This is a genomic window from Streptomyces sp. NPDC032472, assembly GCF_040636955.1.
Lineage (GTDB): Bacteria > Actinomycetota > Actinomycetes > Streptomycetales > Streptomycetaceae > Streptomyces.
This window is the reverse complement of record NZ_JBEZVK010000064.1, coordinates 13,202-37,343: the sequence shown is the minus strand read 5'-3', so window position 1 is coordinate 37,343 and position 24,142 is coordinate 13,202. Positions and strand designations below refer to the sequence as shown.

The 24,142-nt window shown below is 68.1% G+C and carries 23 protein-coding genes and 1 pseudogene; 17 read left to right on the top strand and 7 right to left on the bottom strand.

The features are described 5' to 3' along the window. Positions 1–401, top strand: a 401-nt coding sequence (locus AB0F11_RS30495; protein WP_362180526.1) for a transposase, incomplete at its 5' end; no start/stop codon positions are given. An 81-nt stretch (positions 402–482) separates the two neighbouring features. Here the strand turns inward: AB0F11_RS30495 and AB0F11_RS30490 are convergent. Continuing rightward, positions 483–1,720, bottom strand: a pseudogene (locus tag AB0F11_RS30490) (IS256 family transposase). Between the two features lie 253 nt (positions 1,721–1,973). On the opposite strand from AB0F11_RS30490, the gene AB0F11_RS30485 reads away from it, so the two are divergent. Next, entirely contained in the window at positions 1,974–3,278 is a 1,305-nt protein-coding gene (locus tag AB0F11_RS30485) for a M48 family metallopeptidase (protein ID WP_362180523.1), read from the top strand. An 802-nt stretch (positions 3,279–4,080) separates the two neighbouring features. Here the strand turns inward: AB0F11_RS30485 and AB0F11_RS30480 are convergent. The 4 genes from AB0F11_RS30480 to AB0F11_RS30465 all read right to left on the bottom strand — a co-directional run bounded on the left by AB0F11_RS30480 (position 4,081) and on the right by AB0F11_RS30465 (position 7,178). Further along, on the bottom strand, positions 4,081–4,359 hold the full coding sequence (locus tag AB0F11_RS30480) for a hypothetical protein (RefSeq protein ID WP_362180521.1): 279 nt from the start codon (positions 4,357–4,359) through the stop codon (positions 4,081–4,083). Between the two features lie 38 nt (positions 4,360–4,397). Further along, complete coding sequence (locus AB0F11_RS30475) at positions 4,398–4,877, bottom strand: hypothetical protein (protein ID WP_362180518.1); 480 nt, start codon at positions 4,875–4,877, stop codon at positions 4,398–4,400. Between the two features lie 553 nt (positions 4,878–5,430). Then, entirely contained in the window at positions 5,431–6,009 is a 579-nt protein-coding gene (locus tag AB0F11_RS30470; RefSeq protein WP_362180517.1) for a hypothetical protein, read from the bottom strand. A gap of 617 nt (positions 6,010–6,626) precedes the next feature. Further along, positions 6,627–7,178: a hypothetical protein gene (locus AB0F11_RS30465; protein ID WP_362180514.1), complete on the bottom strand. Its 552-nt coding sequence runs from the start codon at positions 7,176–7,178 to the stop codon at positions 6,627–6,629. Positions 7,179–7,839: 661 nt separating this feature from the next. Here AB0F11_RS30465 and AB0F11_RS30460 point away from each other — a divergent pair. The 4 genes from AB0F11_RS30460 to AB0F11_RS30445 are packed head-to-tail and all read left to right on the top strand — an operon-like array spanning position 7,840 to position 13,514. Continuing rightward, positions 7,840–8,259: a winged helix-turn-helix domain-containing protein gene (locus tag AB0F11_RS30460; RefSeq protein ID WP_362180512.1), complete on the top strand. Its 420-nt coding sequence runs from the start codon at positions 7,840–7,842 to the stop codon at positions 8,257–8,259. Further along, a complete protein-coding gene (locus AB0F11_RS30455) occupies positions 8,256–9,104 on the top strand; it encodes a transposase (protein ID WP_362180509.1) in 849 nt (282 codons plus the stop codon). The genes AB0F11_RS30460 and AB0F11_RS30455 overlap by 4 nt, the downstream gene beginning before the upstream one ends. Further along, a complete protein-coding gene (locus AB0F11_RS30450) occupies positions 9,101–9,442 on the top strand; it encodes a CU044_2847 family protein (protein WP_362180506.1) in 342 nt (113 codons plus the stop codon). Before AB0F11_RS30455 ends, AB0F11_RS30450 begins: the two co-directional genes overlap by 4 nt. Positions 9,443–9,446: 4 nt before the next feature. After that, complete coding sequence (locus AB0F11_RS30445) at positions 9,447–13,514, top strand: trypsin-like peptidase domain-containing protein (RefSeq protein ID WP_362180504.1); 4,068 nt, start codon at positions 9,447–9,449, stop codon at positions 13,512–13,514. A 307-nt stretch (positions 13,515–13,821) separates the two neighbouring features. On the opposite strand, the gene AB0F11_RS30440 is transcribed toward AB0F11_RS30445, so the two are convergent. Continuing rightward, on the bottom strand, positions 13,822–14,142 hold the full coding sequence (locus AB0F11_RS30440; RefSeq protein ID WP_362180502.1) for a hypothetical protein: 321 nt from the start codon (positions 14,140–14,142) through the stop codon (positions 13,822–13,824). Between the two features lie 246 nt (positions 14,143–14,388). On the opposite strand from AB0F11_RS30440, the gene AB0F11_RS30435 reads away from it, so the two are divergent. From AB0F11_RS30435 to AB0F11_RS30390, 10 genes are all read left to right on the top strand, one after another. Further along, positions 14,389–15,237 (top strand): helicase associated domain-containing protein, encoded by an 849-nt coding sequence (locus AB0F11_RS30435; protein ID WP_362180499.1) that lies wholly within the window; start codon positions 14,389–14,391, stop codon positions 15,235–15,237. Positions 15,238–15,401: 164 nt separating this feature from the next. Beyond that, on the top strand, positions 15,402–15,749 hold the full coding sequence (locus tag AB0F11_RS30430; protein WP_362180496.1) for a hypothetical protein: 348 nt from the start codon (positions 15,402–15,404) through the stop codon (positions 15,747–15,749). A gap of 44 nt (positions 15,750–15,793) precedes the next feature. After that, positions 15,794–16,222: a DUF4240 domain-containing protein gene (locus AB0F11_RS30425; protein ID WP_362180495.1), complete on the top strand. Its 429-nt coding sequence runs from the start codon at positions 15,794–15,796 to the stop codon at positions 16,220–16,222. A gap of 569 nt (positions 16,223–16,791) precedes the next feature. After that, the gene (locus tag AB0F11_RS30420) at positions 16,792–17,340 is read left to right on the top strand and encodes a hypothetical protein (RefSeq protein ID WP_362180492.1); all 549 of its coding nucleotides are present in this window, start codon (positions 16,792–16,794) and stop codon (positions 17,338–17,340) included. Positions 17,341–17,630: 290 nt separating this feature from the next. Continuing rightward, positions 17,631–18,248 (top strand): VOC family protein, encoded by a 618-nt coding sequence (locus tag AB0F11_RS30415; protein WP_362180490.1) that lies wholly within the window; start codon positions 17,631–17,633, stop codon positions 18,246–18,248. A 344-nt stretch (positions 18,249–18,592) separates the two neighbouring features. Further along, positions 18,593–18,925 carry a hypothetical protein gene (locus tag AB0F11_RS30410; protein WP_362180487.1) on the top strand — a complete coding sequence of 111 codons (333 nt, stop codon included), beginning with the start codon at positions 18,593–18,595 and terminating at the stop codon, positions 18,923–18,925. A gap of 220 nt (positions 18,926–19,145) precedes the next feature. Beyond that, complete coding sequence (locus AB0F11_RS30405) at positions 19,146–19,568, top strand: hypothetical protein (RefSeq protein WP_362180485.1); 423 nt, start codon at positions 19,146–19,148, stop codon at positions 19,566–19,568. A gap of 55 nt (positions 19,569–19,623) precedes the next feature. Then, positions 19,624–20,223, top strand: a complete 600-nt coding sequence (locus AB0F11_RS30400) for a GPP34 family phosphoprotein (RefSeq protein WP_362180482.1) — start codon at positions 19,624–19,626, stop codon at positions 20,221–20,223. 761 nt (positions 20,224–20,984) lie between these two features. Then, positions 20,985–21,212, top strand: a complete 228-nt coding sequence (locus tag AB0F11_RS30395) for a hypothetical protein (RefSeq protein WP_362180479.1) — start codon at positions 20,985–20,987, stop codon at positions 21,210–21,212. A 649-nt stretch (positions 21,213–21,861) separates the two neighbouring features. Beyond that, on the top strand, positions 21,862–22,530 hold the full coding sequence (locus AB0F11_RS30390; protein ID WP_362180476.1) for a hypothetical protein: 669 nt from the start codon (positions 21,862–21,864) through the stop codon (positions 22,528–22,530). Positions 22,531–23,004: 474 nt separating this feature from the next. Here AB0F11_RS30390 and AB0F11_RS30385 read toward each other — a convergent pair whose 3' ends face one another. Beyond that, positions 23,005–23,451: a DUF1772 domain-containing protein gene (locus tag AB0F11_RS30385; protein ID WP_362180473.1), complete on the bottom strand. Its 447-nt coding sequence runs from the start codon at positions 23,449–23,451 to the stop codon at positions 23,005–23,007. Positions 23,452–23,540: 89 nt separating this feature from the next. Between AB0F11_RS30385 and AB0F11_RS30380 the strand changes: the two genes are divergently transcribed. Further along, a complete protein-coding gene (locus AB0F11_RS30380; RefSeq protein WP_362180470.1) occupies positions 23,541–24,119 on the top strand; it encodes a TetR/AcrR family transcriptional regulator in 579 nt (192 codons plus the stop codon). The last annotated feature ends 23 nt before the right edge of the window (positions 24,120–24,142 follow it).

The following is a 24,142-nucleotide window of genomic DNA, read 5'->3' as shown; positions in this document are numbered from 1 at the left end:
CCAAGCTCCTCAAGCCCATCTACACGGCGTCGACCGAGGAGGCTGCCCTGGAGCGGTTCGCCGAGTTCGCCGATGCCTGGGGCCGCAAGTATCCGGCGATCGTCAGGCTCTGGGAGAACGCCTGGGAAGAGTTCACTCCGTTCTTGCGGTTCGACACCGAGATCCGCCGCATCGTCTGCACCACCAACGCGATCGAGTCCGTGAACGCTCGCATCCGGCGGGCGGTCAAGGCCCGCGGGCACTTCCCGAACGAAACCGCCGCCCTGAAGTGCGTCTACATGGCGATCATGTCCCTGGACCCCACGGGCAAGGGCCGCGCCCGCTGGACCATGCGCTGGAAGACCGCACTCAACGCCTTCGACATCACCTTCGACGGTCGGCTCTCGGCAGCACGCCAGTAACCCCAACCGCCCTCGTTACACCGTTCGATTGACAGACCCGAGTGGTGTATCGACGGCCACTCGGTGATCTCGTCTTTGAGGTTATGCGGTGAGTTCGGTCGGGATGGTGGGGTCGTCGGTTTCTGACTCGATCGGGTGGAGGCGGCCTTGGCGAGGAGCTCGCGGCCCATGTAGCGGCGGGCCTCGGTCCATTCGTCGTTCTGCTCGGCCAGGACCGCGCCGATGAGGCGGATGACGGCGGTGCGGTCGGGGAAGATGCCGACGACGTCGGTGCGGCGGCGGATCTCCTTGTTCAGCCGTTCCTGCGGGTTGTTCGACCAGATCTGCTTCCAGATCTCGCGCGGGAAGGCGGTGAAGGCCAGCAGGTCGTGCTGGGCGGTGTCCAGGTGGGCTGCCGCTTTGGGGAACTTGGCCTCCAGTGCGTCCAGGACGTGTCGCATCTGTGCTTTCACCGCGTCGGTGTCGGGCTGTTCGAAGACGGTCCGCAGGAGCGTGGCCACCCAGGGCTGGGCCGATTTGGGGACCTGGCTGAGCAGGTTGCGGGCGTAGTGGGTGCGGCAGCGCTGCCAGGACGCGCCGGGCAGGGTGGCGCCGATGGCGTCGACGAGGCCGACGTGGGCGTCGGAGACGACGAGCTGGACGCCCGTGAGGCCGCGGGCGATCAGTGAGCGCAGGAAGGCGAGCCAGCCGGCGCCGTCCTCGGCGGTGGCGACGTCCAGGCCGAGGATCTCGCGGTGGCCGTCGGCGTTGACGCCGACCGCGATCAGCGCGTGGACGTTGATGATGCGGCCGCCCTCGCGGACCTTCTGGGTGAGCGCGTCGACCCAGACGAACGAGTACGGGCCGGCGTCCAGGGGCCGGTTGCGGAAGGCTGCGACCTGCTCGTCGAGGTGCTTGGCCATGGCGCTGACCTGGGACTTCGACAGTTGGGTGACGCCGAGGGACTCGGCGAGCTTCTCGACGCGGCGGGTGGAGACACCGAGGAGGTAGGCGGTGGCGACCACGGAGATCAGGGCCTGTTCGGCCCGGCGGCGGCGCTCGAGGAGCCAGTGCGGGAAGTAGCTGCCCTGCCTCAGCTTGGGGACGGCCAGCTCGACCGTGCCGGCGCGGGTGTCCCACTCGCGCGGGCGGTATCCGTTGCGGTGGTTGACGCGTTCCTCGCTGACCTGCCCGTATTCGGCGTTGCAGAGGGCATCGGCCTCCGCGGACATGAGTGCGTCGGCGAACGTCTTGATCATCGCGCGCAGCAGATCGGGACTCGCCGTGGCGAGGTTCTCCTCGGCGAGCGCGTGCAGGGGCAGACTGTCAGGTGCGGTCATCGTGCTGATCTCCTTCGTGACTAGACATCTCGAAGATCAGCCGGTGGCCGTTCGTCTATGCGGGCACCCACCCGAATCCCGGCACAAACCCCCGGAACAGGTAGAACCCGTACACCACTTCCAAGGACGCAACCCAAGATCACCACGCTCGCGCGCGTAAACGGTGCAGGCCAGCCTGAGTTTCGCGGGCTGGGCGCGGGCGTCCTATCCTGCCCGGACCGCGGGCCTTCCGGTCCGTGGAGGGGAGGGAACCATGGAAAACAGAAGCGCCGCAGAGGCGACGTCCGTTCGGGAGTGCCCGGAGTGCCGGGCCCCGGTTCCGGTGGACGAGAGGTACGTCGACTGGTGCGCCGCGTGCGACTGGAACGTGGATCCGGGCGCACAGGACCCCGAGCCGGGCCGGATCCCGGCCGCGCGGCGCAGACTGGCACACGAGTACGGGGAGCAGCTCGCGGCCGAGATGGAGCAGGGCGGGGGCCGGAGCGCGCCCGTAGGGCGCGATGCCGCGACCCTGGCGGCGTTCGGGCTCTCCCTGGTGGTGCACGGGGTGACCATGGTGCTGGCAGTGGCGGGGATACTGCTGGTGGTACTGGGCTGGGACACCGGCGTGCAGCCCGTGGTGGGCGCGCTGCTGCTCGGGCTCGCGGCGGTGCTGCGGCCGAGGCCCGCACGGCTCCCGAAGGACGCGCCGGTGCTGTACCGCGCCGACGCGCCGCGGCTGTTCGAGCTGATCGACGAGGTGGGGACCGCCGTCGGGACGGCCGGGGTGCATGCCGTGGTGGTGGTCCCCGAGGCCAACGCGGCGGTGACCACGTACGGCCTGCGGGCGCGGCGCATGATGATCCTGGGCCTCGGGCTGTGGGAGATCCTCCCGCCCCAGGAACGGGTGGCGCTGCTGGGCCACGAGCTGGGACACTTCGCCCATGGGGACACCCGGCGCGGCATCGTCACGGGCGGAGCGCTGCACGCGCTGTCCACCTGGTTCTACATGCTGGCGGCGAGCCGGCCGCAGGGGCTGATGGACCGGTTTGTGAACGCGGTGACGTTCCTGCCCCGGTGGACAACGTACGGACTGCTCATACTCCTCGACCACCTGACGCTGCGCGCCTCGCAGCGCGCCGAGTACCTGGCCGACGTCAGCGCGGCCAGGGCCGGGTCCACGGAGGCAGCCGTCGGTTTGCTGGACCGCGTGCTGGTCAGTCAGGCGGTCGGCCCCGAGCTGCGCCGGGAGTCGGTGGCCGCCCAGATGCAGGGCGGCTCGGCCGGCCGCGAGGCACGCGACGCGGCGGAACGCGGGCTGTGGGAGCGGCTGGCCGCGCGCATGGCCGTCGTGCCGGAGCACGAGTACGAGCGGCTGCGCCGGGTCGCGGCCCGGCGCGGGCACAGCGTGGACAGCACGCACCCGCCGACCCACCTGCGCCGCCGGTGTGCCGCGGCGGGCGGCCCGTACACGGCGCAGGTCACGCACGACGAAGACCGTGCCGCGGCGGTGGCACAGGAACTGGCCCCGGCCCGCGCCGCCCTGGCCCGCCGCGTCATTCGCGACTACGCAGGCTGACCCCGCCGACCGCGTCCCAACCACCGGCAGGTCGGGCACGGCGAGTCGGGCACCGGCAGCGAGGACGACGTCGAAGAGGACGCGCCAGCTGGCATCAAGGGGCGCGTGTGCACGTTGGAGGCATACGCCCAGCAGACCCGGCAGGCGACGTCCCTCCAGCCATCCCCGTGCTTTGGCCATGTCGGAGGGGTAGTAGGGCTGGGTCGGCTAGGAGCTGTCCGGCTCGCCGTGACGGCTCGTGCCGCCCTCGTCGCCGAAGCGGTGCGAGTAACGGCGCCGAGACCGCCGCGCGACGGTTGCTGCAGCCCACCCCCGAGCCCACACCACATACCGGTGATCAGTGAAACTGCGCAACAACCAACCAACCTGCGCAACCAGGCCCGAGGCTAGAAACTCTGCAGGTCAGACAACTGGCAGCACCGCTTCCTGCGCAGATCCAGTGAGCCAGCCAGTCGGCAACCCGCTCAACCAAACTGCACAACCCCAGGTCAGAAGCATGACGACTGCGCAGATTCACTGACCCTCGACAGGATGTCGCCGATCGGTGAAACTGCGCACTGCTCAACCTGCTACACCGCATCCTGTTGACCAGGTCAGCTCATTTCGATGACACCAACTTGACCGCGCCAGACTGTCCCTCACAGAACCCCCGCACCGCCGTGACGAGCACGGACCATGCATCCGAAACACGGGACAGACCACGCGGCCTGATGGACAACCACACGCGGCGTCGCAACCCAACCAACCTGCGTGCTACGCCGCGTCTCGTTGTCCAGGCCAACTCATCCCAGTGACACCAGCCTCAGCGCATCGAGTCGTCCCCCATAAACCACCCACACCGGCCTGACCAGTACAAACCAAGCACAATCTCATGCGGACAGCCTCTGCGGCCCCATGGACAACCAAGCGCGGCGTAGCACTCAACCAACCTGCGCAGCCAGCCCGGGGCCAGCTTCTCCTCGTCTTCGGTGAGTTCCTCCTCCTCACCCATGCGCAGTTTCTGGGCGGCTCGGCGTACGGCGTCGGAGATGGTCAGCATCAGCCGGTAGGCCGCCGCAGACGTCTGGGCGGCCTCGGCCATCGATGCGGCGAACAGATCGACCGCGGCACAGCCGCGGCTCAATCAGTGCTATAGGAGCCGTTGTAGTCGACGATCAGGTCGATATTTTCCCAGCCCTGGTTCCAATAAGAAATGGCCTTACCTGGGCGCACCTGAGCGAAGTTTGCGACTGTCTTACCTGCCGTCCAATTCAGTACGGAGGAGATAGGACGAGCCGGCGGAATCGGTGAGCCGTTCCCAGCCTGCTCAGGCTTGCCGGATTCAGAGGTCACCGAGAGGAAGCCTGCACCGGTAGTGTTGGTGACCGTAGTGTTCAGGATCAGGGCCTCGACGTGCTGGAGGTCCAGATCGAAGGACTGCCGGTAGATGTCCCGCGCCGCGAGTGGGTGACCGCTCTCACGGGTGTCGAACAGTCGACTCGCTCTGTACAGCGTGTAGGCGGCACTGCTGTCGGGGGTGTAGTAGCCGTTGACGTCGATGACGACGTCAGTGGGCTGCCAGGATCCGTTGCGGACAACGATCTTGCCGTCTGGGCCCACGGGCACGATGACCGCGTTGGCGACGGTCTGACCGGGAGGGTGAAGTTAAGGTTCGATGCGGTCGGCGTCTGCTCTCCGCTGGGGTAGACGGTCAGATGGCCGGCCTCGCGCGGGTTGGTGACCGTGACGTTGAGCGATACGGCGGTGGCACCCTTCGGAACACCACCTACTCCGCCAATCTGCGCGCTGAAGGAGCCCTGCCCGGCGACCTGACGCTTGGCCGCGCCCTGACCCTCACGGGTGTCGACGACCCTGGTGGGAGAAAGCGAAACGTAGCCGCTGGATGCCGACTTGGTGAAGTAGCCGGTTATGTCGGCGATCAGGTCGACCGACTCCCACCCCTCGTTCCACACGTACACGTTCCCGTCCGAGCTGACAGGCAGGATCATCAGGTTCGGCACGGTCTCTCCGGGACCGTAATTAATGCTCGACGTGCTGTCCGGCGTACCGCTGCCGACGCCGGTGATGTGGCCGCTGCTGGTGGTGTTGGTGACCGTGACGTTGAGAACCACGGCGGTGACTCCGTCGGGCAACGTGCTGTTGCCCCTGACCCTCACCACCGCCGGCTGCTTCGGAGTGATCTTGCTCTTGTCCGTACCGTGCCGTTGCGGGTGTCCAGGAGGCGCAAGGGAGCATGAGGGGTGTAGTCCCCGCCCCACGTCTCTATATCGACCTTGTTGACGGCCTGGGTCCCGCTCGCCGGGTCCGTCACAGTCACTGTGATCGTGTACTTGCCGACCTCGGCATACTTGTGCACCTCACCCACATGGGTGGAGCCGTCGTATGCGACCGTCTGCTGGCTGCCATCACCCCAGGCGATTGTGACGTTGAGTGGTGCACTCCCACTTTGGAAGTCGGCACGCAGCACCACCCCGTGCGCGCTGGGAGACCAGCTGGTCAGCCGGATCTCAGGGGCCGCTTCTGCGGACGGCGCCACCGAGCGGCTCTTGTCCGATGACGAGACACTGCGGACCGTACGGTTCCCAGGGCTGGTGAACACCTCCCCCGACGTCTTGGCCGAAACCACATCGGCGTCGGGCACCGCGATCCCACCGCGGACGCCTGGTACAAGCGGATCGGCCGCCTGAGCCAGGCCCGGTATGAGGCCAACGCTGGCCGCGATGGCAGCCACGGAAACTACGAGTCGGCGACGAGACACCAGCCCCCTTGAGTACTACTTGAACAGGTCAGAAAGCCTGCTCAGAGTACAGACAGGCCACCACACGCCGCCCGTTAAAGCTGCGCAGCACCCAATCAACCTGCGCAACCGTACCTCGACCGAAAAACGGCGCAGACCAGACGGCCGACATGCCCAAACACTGCGCAGACTCAGTTAGCCGCCACAGCACCAACCCGCTCAACCAACCTGCACAACCCCAGGTCAGCAGCCCCACCACTGCCCACCCTCACTGGTCCACGACACGACCTGCGCAGCCTGGCTCCCCGACACCATGAGTCGCGCTCGTTGCAACTCCCCACTCTGTTGGACTTTGGACCGAGTGGGCGTCGGGCAGCCCCCGTTTTTTCAGGAATCCCCATCACGTTGCGGCGCCGGCTCGGTCTGCTGCTCGGATCAGGCGGCTGGAGGACAAAACTGTCGCACCTCCTGCATTGCCAGGGCCGGTGCCGCTGTGGTGTCCACCAGCCCGCCAGTAGGGCGCCGCGGATCCGTCCGGTGGGGATACCGCTCTCACGATGAGCGCGGGGACACCGTCCCGGCCCACGGGCTCGCCCCTCCCCCGCGGCGGGTCAGCCCCAGCAGGGGGTTCGGGCTCCGTCGGCCTCCGAGCCGGCTTCGACGCGGTAGGCCAGGCCCGTGGTGAAGTCCGGGCCCAACGACTGCCCGTAGATCTCCTTGAGCTCGCGAGGGGACACGAAATTGACGGTGACCTGCTTGAAGTGTCCCTCCTCGCCCTGGGTGAAGCACGCCTCCAGATCGGGATCCGCGTGCGGGGACGGAGGCGTGTGGAGCTGCCAGCCGTCGGCGGCGGCCGCCTTGCGGTAGTGGGCTATGACCTCCTGCGCGGTGCCGGGGTAGGCGTAGAGACGCCCCGCGGAAAGCCAGGCGTCACCGCTGTCGTCCTCGCATCCGGAGTAGGCGGCGGCGTCGCCCGCGGCTGCCTTCGCGCCAGGTGGTGCGGAGGCCAGCAGCGGCAGTGCCGCCAGGTCCCGCACCCGGCTTTCGGTGCCGTCGCAGGAGGTGAAGGGGGACAAGAGTGAACAGCTGCTCGCCCCTCCCACCACGAGGGCGGTCGAGAGCAGCAGGGCGCCCACACGGAGGGGGTGGATCCGGAACGGCACGAGGGCTCCTCGGCGGAACGTGGTGGGGCGGATGGAGTCGAAGGGGACCGGGTCCGGTCCTGGCAAGGGTGCGGACCCGGTCCCCCTGGGTGGTGCGTCAGCCGGTCACCTGCCCCGGGGGGCCTGTGACCGGAGAGCCGTCATCGTGCGAGGTAGTGGTTCCAGTAGAGCCAGTCGGCTACCCGGTACAGATACTGCAGCAGATAGCCGCGCTGGTTGTAGTACCGCATCCAGGCCCGGTTGTAGCTGTTGCTGGCGAAGGTCCGGGCCTGCCGGTGACTCCATCGTCGACCATTGCGCTGACAGCGCTGACAGCGCTGACCGGCAGCACGTCGAAGGGCCGGACCGATCACGGTCCGGCCCTTCGGAGTTCGCGGGTTTAGCTCGTTGACCCAAACAGGTCCAACCCGCTCAGGTCGGGCCACCCACCCGCTCCGGAGCTTACGGGCAGCGCGCGGTGGTGGCCCTCGGACGCCCTCTCGGCTGCCTCGCCCTCGGGACGGGCTTACTGATCTTTTCGTAAGTTCGGTGAGTGGGGTGGCCGTGTGGGTGGGAGGCTGTCGGGGTGGCTTATCAACCTTCCTCTTCGGCTGTCGGCTCCTCCCTTCCTCCGTTGTCACGGCCTCAGTTGGCGGAGGCGCGTCGTGTTCGGGCGGTCGAGTTGTTCGAGGACGGCGTCTCGAATGCGGAGATCGCGGGGGCGGTGGGGGTGTGTGCCGAGAGTGTGCGGCGTTGGCGGCGGGTGTGGGAGCAAGGCGGTGCTTCGGCCTTGCGGCGGCGTGCGGCCACCGGTCGTCCGCCCAAGCTGGACGACACCCAGCTCGAGATGGTCCGGGCCGCGTTGGAGCAAGGCGCCCAGGCGCATGGTTTCGAGGCCGACCTGTGGACCCTGGAACGAGTTGGCGCCGTCGTTGAGCGGGTGACGGGGGTGGTGTTGTCGAGGGCGTCGGTGTGGCGGTTGCTGACCGGCCGGCTCGGATGGAGTCTGCAGCGGCCCGAGCGGCGGGCGGTCGAGCGGGACGGGTCGGAGATCGCCCGCTGGATCGCGCACGAGTGGCCGCGCATCAAAAAGGGGCCGTGAACACACGTGCCTGGATCGTCTTCCTTGACGAATCAGGCGTCTCCCTGCTCCCTCAGATCCGCCGCACCTACGCACCCCGAGGTCGGACCCCGCTGCTGCGGCACCGCTTGAACTGGAAGCGCGCGTCGATGGCCGGGGCCCTGGGTTACCACTCCACCGACCCCGATCGCGGGGCCCGCCTGTGCTTCCACCTCAAGCCCGGCAGCTACGACACCGCCGCCCTCATCGAGGTTCTGGAGCAGATGAAGGTGTTCTACTGTGGCGAGCGGGTGGTCCTGGTCTGGGACGGCCTGTCCGCCCACTGGAGCCGCGCGATGCGGGCTTGGGCCGCCGAACAGGACTGGCTCACCCTGGAACGATTACCCGCCTACGCTCCCGAGCTCAACCCGGTGCAACTGCTGTGGTCCTCAATCAAGAAACGTGAACTCGCCAACCTCGCCGGCGACCACCTCGCCGATGTCGCCGACGCCACCGAGCAAGGCATCCACCGCATCAACACCAACCCACAACTGCCATGGTCATTCCTCGCCCACACCGGCCTGACCATCCATCCACCACACCCACCGAACTTACGAAAAGATCAGGTAAGCGGCTCCCCCGGTAACAACAAATTCCCGATCCGCAGCGTGATGCCAGCATCCGCAAACCAGCAGGTCACCGGCCAGGAGCGGCCGCGACCCCAGCGCCCGGGCCACCGAGGACAGCTGCCGAATAGCAGGAGCCAGATGCTCCCCACGTCGGACGACGTCGCAATATGTGCGGCCCCAGATGCGGCGGCCACCCCCCTCGATGAGGATTACATCGAGGGGTGGGCCACGGGAGACGTGGGAAGGGAGGAGCCTTGACTCATTTGGCCCGGATTCCCTTGGCGAACGGTGGCTCTCTGCTGGTGGAGGCGCCGGCGACGGCCGACGGTCCAGTGAAGGCCGGCCGCGTCGGCGACGTCATCCGCGAAATCCCCGGAAACCTGCAAGCGGCCCTCGGTCCGGTTTCGGAGGCGGCGAATGCCACGCTCGACCAGCTACGCAAGGCAGGCCCCGACCGGATCACGGTCGAGTTCGGCGTCGACCTCGCCTTCGAGGCGGGGGCCGTAATCACCAAGAGCAGCGCCAACTGCCACCTGCGGGTGACGATGGCGTGGAAGAAGAGCAGCCACCCTGACGCGGATTCGCCCGGGGACTGATCCCATGGACATCGCCGGCACGCCCCCGAACGGAAACCACGGCGACCAGGACTCCCGCTCGACGGGACTGCTCAAGGCCGTTGCCCAGATCCTTGGACCGGACGGCCAGGTAGCCGGTGTCGGCTTCCTCGTCGCCGAGGGCGTACTGATGACGTGCGCGCACGTCGTACGCGCCGCCGGAGCCGGGCCCGGTGACAGTCTGCGGGTGGCCTTCCCGCACGGGGACGGCGCGCCCGAGGTCGAGGGACTGGTCTCGGCGGACGCGTGGCGCGCCCCCGAGACCGAGGACGTGGCCGTCGTACGCCTGAGCACCGGCGACGACGTCACCCGGGACGTCACGCCCCTGGCCCTCAGCTCCGCAGCAGGCTCCCGGGGCCACAGGGTCCAGTCGTACGGGTTCCCGACCCAGGCCCCTACTGGTGGCCACTTCGGGTACGGCAAAGCCGGCGGAATACTGCCCGCCACCCAGGGCCGGGGCGCTCACCTGCAGCTTACCGAAGCCAACGACCTCACCACCGGGTTCAGCGGCGGGCCGGTCATCGACGAGGTGACCGGCCTGGTCATCGGCATGCTCACCGAAATCACCGCCCCCGATGAGCACGAGCGGGGCCAGAACATCGCCTACGTGACTCCTACCGAGGTGCTGCGGGAGATCTTGCCCGAACTGACTGAGCAGGACGTATACCCCTACCGGGGACTGGAGCCGTTCACCGCGGCACACGCCCAGTGGTTCCAGGGCCGCAAGGACGCCGTCCGACAGGTCCTGGCGAACCTCGCCGAGCAGCAACGCGTGACACTGCTCCTCGGCCCCTCCGGCTCCGGCAAGTCCTCGCTTGTCCAAGCTGGCGTCCTGCCCGCGCTGGCCGCCGGCGAACTGCCCGGCAGCGACCGCTGGCTGCCCATCATCACCCGGCCACGACAGGACCTGCTGGCCGAACTCGAACGCGACGGACTGCCCGGCGCCGACAGCATCGGTATCGCCGAAGCCGTCACACGCAGGCTGACAGCCGAACCCGGCCACCAGCGTGTCGTACTGGTCATCGACCAGTACGAAGAGCTCCTCGCGGAGTCTCTCACCAGCCGGGAGCAGGAACGCCACCTTGCCGCCACCGGCCAGATCACCGCCGCGATCACCTCACACGCCGATCTCTCCGTGATCATGATCATGCGCGACGACTTCTACCCCCAACAGGCCGCCCTGGCGCCCGAACTGCTCAAAGCGGCGACGCCAGGTTTGCTCAACGTGCCGAGCACGCTCAGCCAGGACGACCTGCACGACATCATCACCCTGCCCGCTCTGAAGGCCGGCGCACACTTCGAACAGGGCCTGCCCGAGCACATCATCGCCGACGTCCTCGCCAGCACCCCCGACGGAATGGCGACCCGCCGAGCACCGGTCACCGTGCTCCCCATGCTCGAGCTGACCCTCGACCAGCTGTGGCAGCGACGCCGCGATGGCTACCTCACCCACCAGGCCTACCAGCGCATCGGAGGAGTCACCGGAAGCCTGACCACCTGGTGCGACACCGCGCTCAACCAACTGCCGGCCGATCAACGCCCAATCGCACAGCGCATCCTGACCTCCCTCGTGCGCCCCGCGGACCCCAGCCACGGCATACCCGCCACTCGCGCACTGATTCCTCTGGCTGAACTGCGCGACCTGGCAGCTGGCCCCGACGCCGCTCCCGACGGCGACAACGCCGTTGGCGAGGTCATCTCCGTCCTCACACGCCACCGGATCATCACGACCCAAACACTCCGTAACCCCAAACGCCCCGCTGCCACTCCCGGACTGCCGGTGGCCGAACTGATCCACGACGCTCTGGTCCGTGACTGGGGCACTCTGCGCGACTGGGTCAACCAGGACCGTCGATTCCAGGTCTGGCTCGACCTCATCCGCCTACGGGCCACTCACTGGGCGGCAGATGACGACCCGGGAAACCTGCTTGGGGGAGCAGCACTCGCGGAAGCCCTCGAATGGTCACTGCAACGCCGCCTACCCGGCGACATCGCAGCCTTCATCACCGCCAGCAGGCAACGCCAGCAGGCCGTCGCCTGGCGCAGCAGACGCCTCAACGCAATCCTTGCCGCGCTGCTGGTCCTCGCGCTTGTCGCCGCGGGGGCAGCATGGTGGCAATGGCGGACGGTCGACACCGAACGACAATCTGCCGTGTCACGGCAGCTCGCAGCGGAATCGAGCAGGCTCATCGACACGAATCCCGACCTGGCGTCCCTGCTAGCCATCCAGGCATACCGTACGAGCCACACGCCCGAAGCAGTTGCGAGTCTGCAAGACGCTGCAGCGCTCCCGCTGCATCGAAGTTTGGTCGGCCACAGGCGTGAGGTGTACTCGGTTGCGTTCAGCCCAGACGGGCGCACCCTCGCCACCGCCAGCACCGACCACACAGCCCGTTTGTGGGACCTGGCCAACAGCAAGACACGCACCACGCTTGTCGGCCACAGGAACGAGGTCTGGGACGTGGCGTTCAGCCCGGACGGGCGCACCCTCGCCACCGCCAGCACCGACAACACTGCACGGCTGTGGGACGTAGCCACTGGCAAAACCCGTGCCGTCCTCACCGGCCACACGGATGTGGTCTGGGCAGTGGCGTTCAGCCCGGACGGGCGCACCCTCGCCACCGGCAGCAAGGACCGCACAGCGCGGTTGTGGGCCGTGGCCACCGCCAAAACCCGCACCACCTTTACTGGTCACACGAATGCGGTTTGGGCGGTTGCGTTCAGCCCGGACGGACGCACCCTCGCCACCGGCAGCGCCGACAACACTGCACGGCTATGGGCCTTGGCCACGAGCAAGCCGCCTACCATCCTCACCGGCCACACTGACTCTGCGTGGGCCCTTGCCTTCAGCCCGGACGGACGCACCCTCGCCAGCGGCAGCTCCGACCAAACCGCACGGCTGTGGGACGTAGCCACGGGCAAAACGCGCGCCACCTTTGTCGGTCACACGGGTGCCGTGGATGCTGTTGCCTTCAGCCCGGACGGACGCACCCTCGCCACCGCCAGCGACGACAAGACCGCACGGCTATGGGCCTTGACGACCGGTAGGACCCGCACGATCTTTGCCGGCCATAGGGATGCGGTGGGGTCGGTCGCGTTCAGCCCGGACGGACGCACTCTTGCCACTGGCAGCACGGACCGTACAGCGCGGTTGTGGGACGTGGCCACGGGCAGGACACGCAGCATCCTCACCGGACACACGGCTGAGGTGGACTCGGTGGCGTTCAGCCCTGACGGACGTACTCTCGCCACCGGCAGCAGTGATTACACAGCGCGGTTGTGGGACGTGGCCACCGGCAAGAAGCGTGCCGCCTTTACCGGTCACACAGACTCGCTGTGGGCAGTGGCCTTCAGCCCTGACGGACGCACCCTCGCCACCGGCAGCAGTGATTCCACAGCGCGGTTGTGGGACGTGGCCACTGGCAAGACCCGCACCACCATCGATGTCGCTCATGGGTCGCCGTTCGCGGCGACATCGGTGGCGTTCGGCCCGGACGGACGCACCTTCGCCACCGGCGTCGCCGACAGCACTGCGCGGCTGTGGGATGCAGCCACGGGCAAGGCTGGCGCTACCTTCACCGGCCACACGAATACGGTGTACTCGGTTGCGTTCAGCCCGGACGGGCGCACCCTCGCCACCGCCAGCGCCGACCGCACCACCCGGCTGTGGGACGTCACCACGGGCAAGACCCGTACCATTCTCACCGGCCACACGGATGTGGTCTGGTCAGTGGCGTTCAGCCCGGACGGGCGCACCCTCGCCACCGCCAGCGCCGACAACACTGCACGGCTATGGGACGTTGCCACGGGCAGATCCCGAGCCGTCCTTTCCGGCCACACGGATCAGGTGGACTCACTGGCGTTCAGCCCCGACCAACACAGCCTCGCCACTGCCAGCTTGGACGGGACCGTACGGCTGTGGGACTTGGCTCTCCCCGAACCCAGCGCAGCAATCCGGATGATCTGTCGAAGCGTCAACCGCGATCTCACTGCAGAGGAACGGGAGATTTTCCTGCCGGGAGATTCAGCTGACCCGGTGTGCTCGCAAGGCTGACGGCCATCCGACCGACTGGGCGGGCCGCGAGTCCCGCGTGCCCCGGCCAGCCAAGACTCGCACTCGGTACGGGCGAGGCTGCCGACGCGAGCCGGTTGGGGCGCGCCCCGCGCCGAGGTAGGCGAACGCCCGCCGCCCCGGCGGCCGAAGGGTGTTGCCACTCCCCCGCAACACCCGCCGGCGCGGAAGCCCGGCGACGCCCGAGGCACGGCGCTGCTCCCGGGCGGCGAACCTGCGGCAAGGGCGCGGCTCGACGTCGGGGCGCCCAGCCCCGACATGGGCGGCACTGCCGCTTCGGTGAGCGCGGCTACGCCTCGTAGACGTAGCGCAGGACGACAGTGCGGCGTACGCCCACCTCCAGCATGGCCCGCGAGCGGAACCGGACCGGTCCCGGCCTGGCCTCGCCGCTACGGGACGGCAGGGGAGCCTCGATGAGCCACTGCTGCAGAGCGGCCAGCCCCCGGAAGCCGGGCGCCCTCCACTCCAGACGGCGCGTCAGGCAGAAGTTCAGATAGAGAGCGATCCGGCCGGCGTAGGCGCGTTCAGTGTTCGGTGAGCAGTCCCGGGCACGCAGGGACGCGAGATAGGCCACGGCCTCGGTCTGCAGCCCGTAGGACCGGGAATCCACCACAACCCACCGGGCTGTGCCTGTTACCGGGGAGACGGCCCGCTCGCCCACGTAGATGCGCTCCACGTGCCGAACGTAACCACCACTCCCCCACCCTCACCCCGAGATGGTCAGGCAACCATTCCTGCAGGTGACAACCTGAACAAACATCCCTCGCACTCCAACCACCCCTAGATAAAAGGCCTTCGGGCGCATGACGAACGCGCTGTGGAAATGCTCGCAATTCCCCAGGAAAACCAGAAGCGCATGGTACAGCCGTCGCCACTGGTCGGCGCGGCCCCCGCCGACGGCGAGGCGGAGACGCGGCTGCTGCTCCGGTTCGCCGCCCCCCGCGACCCCGCGCTGATCGCGAAGTGGATCAGCTACCAGGTCTTCAACACCGAACGCCAGGACTGGCGTCGGGGGGTCGAGGCCGCCTGGCGCTACCGCGAACGCGAGCAGCACCTGGACGTGCCCTACGACCACACCGAGGGGACGTATCCGCTGGGAAGGTGGCTGTCCGACCAGCGCCGCACGTTCCGGGCCGGGCAGATGACCGGCGAACGGGCCGCGGAGCTCGAGACGCTGGGGATTGTGTGGGACACCGCCGATGCCGGCTTCGCCGAGAACCTCGCAGCCGCGCGGGCGTACTACGCGAAGCACGGGACGCTGGCCGCGCCGCGGCAGGCGACCGCGATGGACAAGCCGGTGGGGCAGTGGCTGACCAACATCCGCCGGCCCGGCGGGCTCGGCAAGGACCCCGTACGCGCGCAGCGGCGGGCCGCCGCCCTCGCCGCCATCGACCCTGATTGGAACCCGGGCACGCTCGGGTGGACGGTGGACTGGCAGCGGCAGTACGCGGGCCTGCGGGCCCTGCTGGCGGGCGGTGCGCGCCTGGCCAACGTCGTGCCGGGGGTGACGTGGCACGGCGAGGACATCGGCCGCTGGACGGCCACCCAGCGCCGCGACTTCGGCCGGCTCAACGAGGAACAGCAGCGCCGTCTCGCCGAGCTCGGCGCGGGCCGTACGGGCGCGCACGGCGGCCGCCACGACCAGAGCGGCCTCCACGTCCGGGCGGGGCGCGGAAGCCTTCCACAAGGGCGTCCAGGCCCTTAGACGTCGTTTCCTTTGGCTGGCTCGCACGGCCCAGCAGGACTGCCCAGCCGTGCGAGCGGGGCATGGAAGCGAACCATGTCAGAAGGCCGGTCTACGCTGAGGCCGTGTCGCACGGCCGATTTAGTACCGGAGATCCCTACCAGCCTGGCTTGCCGCCCTATCGGGTGCTCCTGGACGAGACTGACTGGGGTGCGCTCCAGACGGCATTCGGCTCCGGTGAGAACCTTCCCGACATCCTGCTGCGACTGTTGGAGCCTGACCCCGCAGTCCAGGTCGCCGCCTTGAGTGAACTCGGCGAGCTGATACACCACCAGAACACCATCTATGAGGCCACTGCTCCCGCCGTCATGTACGTCGCCAGCATCCTATCGCCGACCTCGAAGCCCAACTCCTCGAACGGGGACAACCGTGACCGAGCGGGCCACACCCGAGACGATCGTGCTCGATCGAGACGGGCCAAGCTCCCCATGCTCCGCAAACGCGTCCTTCTCACCGCGGCAGCAAACCCGTGACCCGCCAGCCAGGGGTGTCAGACCCCTGCGTCATGCTCGTCCGTATGAACGAAGACGCTTTCTGGCAGCTCATCGAAGACTGCAGGCCCACGGAACCTGACCCTGAGGCCGAACTGCTTGCACCCGCACTGACCGAGCGTCTTGCCCAGTGCCCGTTGTCGCTGGTCACAGGCTTCGCGGAACAACTGTCGTGGGCGCTCTACCAGCTCGACCGCAAGGAATACGGATACAACCTGTCCGATGACGCCTTCCTCTACACCCGGGCTGCCGTCGTCGCGGCTGGCCGCGCCGTCTTCGAGAGCGTCCTTCAAGACCCTGCGGTCTTCGAGCCTTACGCCACGAAGCTCATCTGGGCCGAGAGCCTGCTCTACACACCGGACCGTGCATACAAGCGCATCACCGGGGAGGAATGGGACCGCAACACGCGATATTCCTACGAGTCGTGCTCGAACACCGAGGGCTGGGCTGACTGACCAGCGTTCGCCAACAGCTGCTGACGGACTCACGAGCTGCTGATCACCCTCACGGAATGTGTGCCTGATCCCGGTTCTCGGCCTGTTGCTGTCCGGGCGGCGGGACGGTCGGCACCAGCCACAACCGTCCATGACGAGCCACAGCAAAGGCCCGCGGGAGCGCTTGCCGCTGACCGGAACCCGCCGAGGTCATGGAACTCCAATGGGGATACGGCCCTGCGCCGTCGGTATTCGCCTGCGGGGTCGGCTGTTCGCAGGAGCCACACGCCTGTGCATCAGCTGCCCGCACCCTTGGAAGTAGGCGAGTACCGCGGACCCCGTAGGGACGATCCATCTGTCGGCAGGGCATCACTCAACGACACGGCCGGTGCCCGTGTCGAGCGTGGTTGACGGCAGACACGAAACGAATCTGCACGTCGTCCCTGCGTGCACCCACGGTCCCTCCCCTCCTGCGCTCGCGGACGTTCGCCGGCCGCCGGATACTCGATGCGGGCCGTATGCCTCCGCGCCGCGGCCCCGGTGAGGAAGGGCGTCATCCTTTTAGCCCTGACCGATATGGAGATTGCGTCATGCGCTCCCGAAGAAACCCGCTGACTCCCCTCGCGGCGGTCACGGCCGGCCTGCTGGCCGGGGCAGTGGGAACGGTGTGTCTGGATGCCGTCCATTACCTGAAGTACCGTCGCTCAGGCGGGACGGACAACCCACTCGCCTGGGAATTCGCGCCGGTCGAAAGCTGGGAGAAGGCCCCCGTCCCGGGGCAGGTGGCGAAGCGGGTCATCGAGGGTTTCACCCGGCGCCGGCTTCCCGATGGTTCCGCCTGGCTCACGAGCACCATCGCTCACTGGGCCTACGGCTCAGCGGCGGGCGCCGCCTATGGCATCGTGGCCGGATCACTGCCCAGGCCTTCCCCTGTCTATGGCGTGCCATTGGGTGCCGCGGTGTTCGCCGGTGACTACATCACCTTGCCGATCACAGGGCTCTACAAGCCCATCTGGCAGTACGACACAAAGGTCCTGGCCTGGGATTTCGGCGCACACGTCGCCTACGGCACCGGCACCGCAATCACCTTCTGGCTGCTCATCCGACTCGGCACCGGCGCCTTCAGAGACAGACCATAGCCGCCTGCCAGCCACGGCCATGCCCATGCCCACCACGGGTTTCTGCTGATGGGTACACACGGTTCGCTTCGGTTCCGCTGCACGGACATCAACAGCCCACGATCACGTCTGGTGGCCGCGGAAGCCCCAGGAGGCGTCGGAAATGCCGACCGGAGTCGAGCGCGTCGCACGCATCGCCGCCCGGGTTAGCCCGGCCGCCGCCGCCGTCCGGACCCCCCGGCATCGCCCGCGTCCGGCGGTGCGAGTCCCGTCGTGGCGGCATCTTGTACGCACCCAGGAGGCGTCAGTCAATGGACATGAAACTTGAAGTCGTGGTGGTGCCGGTGTCCGACATCGACCGGGCCAAGAGCTTCTACACGCGATTGGGCTGGAGACTGGACGCGGACGTCGCCCCGGACGAGAACTTCCGGGTAGTGCAGGTGACGCCGCCGGGCTCACCGGCATCGGTCATCTTCGGCACCTCGGTCACGTCCCAGACGCCGGGCTCAGCTCAGGGCTTGCACCTGATCGTGGACGACATCAATGCTGCCTACGCTGAGCTGACTCGGCTCGGAGCCGAGCCAAGCGCGGTGTTCCACGACGCCGGCGGCGTCTTCCACCAAGCCGGGACGGAGGTCCGGGTGCCAGGGCCCGATCCACAGCGCACCAGCTACAGCTCGTTTCTGTCCTTCAGTGACCCGGACGGCAACGGCTGGCTTCTGCAGGAGGTGACCAGCCGGCTTCCGGGACGCCTCGATCCCGCGACCACGACGTTCGCCTCGGCCGAGGACCTGGCGAGCGCGCTGCGCCGTGCCGCGGCCGCGCACGGGGAGCACGAGAGCCGCATCGGTGCGGAGGACGAGAACTGGCCGGACTGGTATGCCCAGTACATGGTGCGCGAGCAGGCAGGGACCGAACTGCCGTCGTGACCGCATCGCCCTGCAGGAGACCAGGACCGGCTCCTCTTCGTAGTCGAACGTCGCGGCGGAGGAGGGCTAGGCAGGTGGCGTGGACGCGTTCGCCGCTGTCCGCCGACGGACGCGCTGTCGGACCGTGCCGGGCCGGGGGCCTCGGGGAACCGGGGGCGACTCGCTCGCGTCATCGGTCCGGGAATGACGTGCGTCGGGACCTGATGCGGGTGGTGCTCGAGCGATAGTCTGCAGGTCACAAGCAGCAGGTTGGCCCTCGTCTGGTACGGGTGGCCCAGGGGAGACTGCAGGATGCCGTACGTGAGGGAGTTGCGAAGCAGGTAGCAGTAGTCACCTTCGACGGGTTGAACGAACTCGGCAGCTTTCATCACTACGCCGACACCGGTGGTCACGTCGATGAACGGCGTCGAGGTGACGGGGCGGCGCCCGATGGAGTTCGTCACCGAGGCCGACGTAGTGCTGATCGGCAGTGGCGTGAAGGCGCGAGAAGTGGTGCCGACGACCAGCTGGTCTCCGAGCTGCGGCTCGATTCGTCGCGCCAGCTCATCGTCGCCCAGTGCTCCGGCGCTCTGGTGCTCGCCCACCTGGGGTTCCTGAATGGCATGCCGGCGTGCACGGCAGTGCTCGACGAGCCGTTTCACACTCGCCAGTCGCAGCGATCAGTCCGCCTGCGGTAATGTCCACCTTCCTCACTCCGCGAGACCACGCCGGCCCCGGACACGATCACACGGGTGCGGGCCAGAAACCTGCTGGTGCACAGTCCTGGGCAGAGGTGCATCCTGGAAGTTGGTCATTCCGGTCATTGCGGACCGGCGGCGGCGAAGTGAGCCAGGCACGCGAGCGATGAACGCCGAAGACGCCGGCAGGCAATGGTCATCTCGAACCAGGGAGCAGATCATGCCATCCCTACACTTCCACGTGAACTCCTCGATGAGCCCGGACGAGGTGATGGGCGTGCTGACGAACTTCAGCCCATCCCGTGTCGAGCAGTGGTCGTCCATCGATGCCGAGCACTTCCAGGTTCACGAGCGGGGTGACACCTGGGCGGAGGTGACCGAGGGGAACGACAAGTCATGGGAGCGTGCACGCTACGAATGGGACCCCTCGACGAACAGGGTCACCGTCACCACTCGTGACTCGGTGCCCTTCGGCTCGGGGGGCTGGCAGTTTCAGATGACTCCCACCGACAACGGCACCCGCGTCGACGTCAGACTCGAGCGGCACCCCACCTCGTTGAAGTCGAAGGTGATGTCCTCGATCATCCCCTTCGCCGGGCCGGTGTTCCGCAAGTCCTTCAGGCAACCTCTGCACACCACGTAGTCGCCAGGTCGCTGAAGACGGCACCCTGGTCGAAGTTCTCCAAGGGGGACCCCTCATGACCACGGCGAAAGACCTGTTCATGATCGCCATCGACCTGGAGCGTGCCGTGGGACAGGGCGACCTGTCCCTCGCTCTCGCGGGAGCCGAGCTGATCGATCTCATCCGTGCGGGGACGGTCGGCCTGGACGGCGACCACATCGTGCCAGGTGGGCCGCCGCCGCTCGACGAGGGGATTCTGGACGAAGCTGCGGCAGGTCTCACTCGGCAGCTGCCCTACGAGCGGGTCGAGGACTGGCTGTGGCGTCGGGGCCGGAACCTCTCGGCCACGTACCAGGCCGCCCTGGAAGAGAGCGGTGAGCTAACACCGCAGCGAAGCAGCCGGTCGCCCTTCGGCTCGAAAAGCCTGCAACCGGTCGATACGCCCGCCCGCCGCCGCGCAGCCGACCGCTGGAAAGACGGGGAACCCGTCCTGACCGCCCTCGCCGTGGCCGTGGGCATCGACGACGAACGATCTGATGACGGGACCGGCCTCGACGACGAGGCGGTGACGCATGTGGTGGCCGCCGTCCACGACGCGGTGAGGGAGCTGGAGGCCGTGCGCCAGCGGCGGACCATCGAGAACGCAGCCTTCGCCAACATCTGGCGCGGGCCATGAGCCGAGCCCTGTGCCAGGAACATGACCGAGTCCGACGGCGCGGTCACCCCCCCCCTGAGCGAGGCTGCGCATGCCCCTCGACCAACCCCGGTCAGGTCGCGCGGCCTGCACCTGGGGACCGATGCTGCGCTCGCGGCAGGGCAGGGGACCTGACCGTCCACGCGATGGGCGCTGAGCCCAACCACTGGGTCTTTTTCAACCTGCTGGTGCGTCGGTGGTGGCGTGCATGTAGACATGTCTAGCTTTCTCGCTGTGAACTGGCCCCAGAGAATCGGTTCCGCCTGGTACCAATCCGTTGACCGTTCAACTCCGGTCCGGGACGGCTCCGCCGATGACCTGAGCATCGACGGGGCGCGAAGCACGTCTCGAACGTTTGGTGGGGCCAGCTCTGACCTGTGCCTGTCGTGGTGACGGGTGAGGATGGGGTGGGGCTGTGTTCGGTCCGCGGAGAACGGGTTGGCCTTGCCTGAGGCCCGGGGCCTGCGGCCACCGGTGCCCCGCTAGCGGTCCGGCTGGCCGCGGCGGCGCATTGGTCCCGGCGCGCGCCCTGCTCTTCAACCGACCGGCGACGGCGCCGCACCTTGGTCGGCGCCAACGGCATGTGTGGGACGGCCGGACGGACCGGCCCGGCCGCAGCCCGTCGGGGCTGGTCATCTGCGCGCTCTGCCGATGCCCTCGCACACGCCTGCATCCTTTGGACTACTGCGTTTTCCGCCCTGTGGAGGACGATCTTGCCGGCACCGCCGTGAGAAGGTTGATCCGTGCGAACAACCCTCGGATACACCGTCGAAAGCATCGGCTACGTCATAGGAGCCCAGGGGCTCGTCAGCTTCGTCTCGCAGACCTTCTTCGGCACGGAGTGGGGCTGGATGCACAAGGTCGTCGACCTTCCGCCCACCGCTTACCTCGGCATCGCCGTCGCGGGGCTGGCGCTCATCGTCTGCGGGGTGAAGACACGGAAGACGCCCCCGCACCAGAAGGTCGCCTGACCGCGCGCCTTCAGCCCGCAACACCCAAAGGGCGATGCAAGCGTGCCCGGTGGAAGGTGTCGGGGCGCAAGTGGGCACTGGCCGTCGACTTTCGGGGGTGAGGCGGGCCCGGAAGCTGATCCGGCACACTTCCTCCTCCCGGTCCGCTCGAGCTCGCGCAGGCAGACGTTCGCGGCGGGGGTCTTGCCCACGCCGGGCCGTGTCATGGCGGCACATCATCGCCCTGGCGTCAGTCGTGTCCGTGATGTTCTGCCGGGCCTCCAGGAGTGCCCGGGCGTGACGACCGCCGCGTCCGGGAGGTGGGTGGGACGAGGTCGGACCGCCATGTCGCTGCGGGCGACCCCACGGCAGGGGGTCGGGATCCGGATGTCAACGAACCTGCTACCGGTCGGGGCATCCGCCTGCCCCGGCACCTGCCCCGTCCGGATGGCGGCCCGTTTCGCTCAGCGGCCGGCCAATGCTGCGCGCGGCAGCGGCCGGCCGCTCGAGGCGCTCGTCGAGGCCAACAGCGGAGCCGACTTGGCGGTGCCCGAATCACCTGGTGCGCATTGAGATCACCGAATACTCCAGCTGCGGGCCGAGGACATTGGGCGGGATCCTCAGGGGCAAAGGCATTGTTGTACGGGACATGGGCTTTTAGGCTCAACGCATGTCCGACTTTGATCATGTAGAACCGTCCCGCGCCGCAGGCCCTGTGACGGCCGACGATCTCGCCGAGGGCGCCCGGCTCGTCGTCGCGCTGCTGCGCCAGCCTGCCGCCCTGGCCGCCGACTGGAACCGGCCCGCCGGAACGCTGGAGTGGAGCTGCTGGGAGACTGCCGAGCACCTGGCCGACGACCTTTTCTCCTACGCTGCCCAGCTGGGCCCGCAAGCGCCTGCGGCCGCCGCCGACGTGCCCTTCATCTGGCGACAGGAGGCGCCCGGCAAGCCCTGGAACGTGATCTACGCCGAGCGCGAGAGCGGACCGGAGGGCCTGGTGCAGGTGCTAGAGGCGTGCGCGGCACTCCACGTGGCGATGGTGCGGACGGCGCCGCCGCATGCTCGTGCGTTCCACCTGTACGGGACGACAGATCCCGAAGGCTCGGCGGCCATGGGCCTGGTGGAGCTGTTCGTACACGCCGAGGACCTGGCACTCGGCCTCGGGCTCGACTGGACTGCCCCCGCGGCGATCTGCGCGCGTGTGCTGCAGCGGCTGTTCCCCACGATTCCTCCCGGCACCGCCCCCTGGCCGACCTTGCTGTGGGCAACCGGCCGGGGTGAGCTGGCAGGACGAGAGCGACTTACCCACTGGAAGTGGGACAGCACCCCGCGCCAATAGATCAAGGGCCGGCGTCTGCCGCCGTGAGGATCAGGCGACACTGCGGTCACACCGCTAGCCTTGCACCTTGCTTCCGTTCACGAGAACCGGACCTGGGCCAACTTCCATGGCGGGCAGCCCGGTCCCGGTTGCCCGCCTGCCACGTTGACCGGTGCGCGTCGCGGTAGGCGATACCCGGGGGAAGGCCCGCCGGACAGTCGCCGACTCCGGCTATCTCTACAAAGCCGGCCCATCAAGCCCCCGGCACGCCCTGCCTGGGGCACACCAAGGGGAAAATCAAGACCCGGCCGAGTACCCGCGTGCCCTTGCCCCTGACCCGCCAGAGTGCCGGGAGTGAGCCAGGGTGCGCCGCTGCTTTTGAGGATGCCGGTCCTCCTGCGAGGCGAGTAGCGCGGTGGGCGGCCACCGGTGAGTGTGTGGTTCGAGCCGGCGCGGGAAGCGGTGCGAGTGCCGGGAACGGGGCCGGCCCCCGGCTCAGCCGAGGCTGGTGACCAGCAGGGTGAAGGCGGCGATGATCACGGCGACGCGGACGTAGTGGAAGCGGTCCCAGCGGTTCATCTGCTCCTTCCAGTCCTCGGGCCGGTTCTCGGGGGTCCATGTCTTGCTCCGGTTGTTGATCGGGACGAGCAGCAGGATCGACATGACCACACTGAGGCCCAGCAGCGCTCCGGCGGTGACGACGAGGCCGGTGTCGTGGTGGTGCCATCCGGTAATGGCCCAGATGGCGACGAGGACGAGCGAGGTGATGTACCAGACCGGCATCACGGCGCCGAGCATCCGGCCCCCGTGGGCGCGGCCCAGTTGGCCGCTGTCGCCGGGGAGTGCGTTGAGGATCGGGTTGATGACGAAGGCGACGGCGAACTCCACCCCCACCATCACGCCGACAACCACGGTGGTGAACACCTCGAGTGCGTTGAGCATGACAACCCCTCCGGATCTAGCGTTGCTAGTTGACGAGGCAACGCTAGTATTGCCACTGCTCAATTGTCTAGCGGTGCTAGGGTCGGACCATGTCGGTACAGGAACGCAAGCAGCGCGAACGGGCGGAACGCGAGCGCCTCATCGTGGCCACAGCCCGGGAGCTCGCCGAGCAGCAGGGCTGGGACGCGGTCACCACCCGTCGGCTCGCCGAGCGCATCGAATACAGCCAGCCCGTCCTCTACAGCCACTTCCGCGGCAAGCGCGAGATCATCGGCGCCGTCGCCCTCGAAGGCGCCGCCGAGATGGCCGCCGCACTGCGGGCCGCGGCTTCCAACACGGACAGCCCCCGCAGCAGGGTCACCGCCCTCGCCTGCGCCTACCTCGACTTCGCCGAACGCAACCCGGCAGTTTACGACGCCATGTTCCAACTCGACGGCGGCCTGGCCTTCGCACACGAGGACACTCCCGAGCCGCTGAAGGACGCCTTCGCCGCCCTGCTGGAGAACCTCGGCGAGGTCGCCGGGGACGGCGTCCACCCGGGGCTGTTCACCGAGGTGTTCTGGGCGGCCCTGCACGGACTGGCGACCCTGACCCGGGCGGGACGGCTGCCTCCCGGGGACGCCGAACGCAGGGTGGAACTGGTAGCAGACCGGCTCGCCATCGTCTGACACGCCATCTCACCCACATCCGA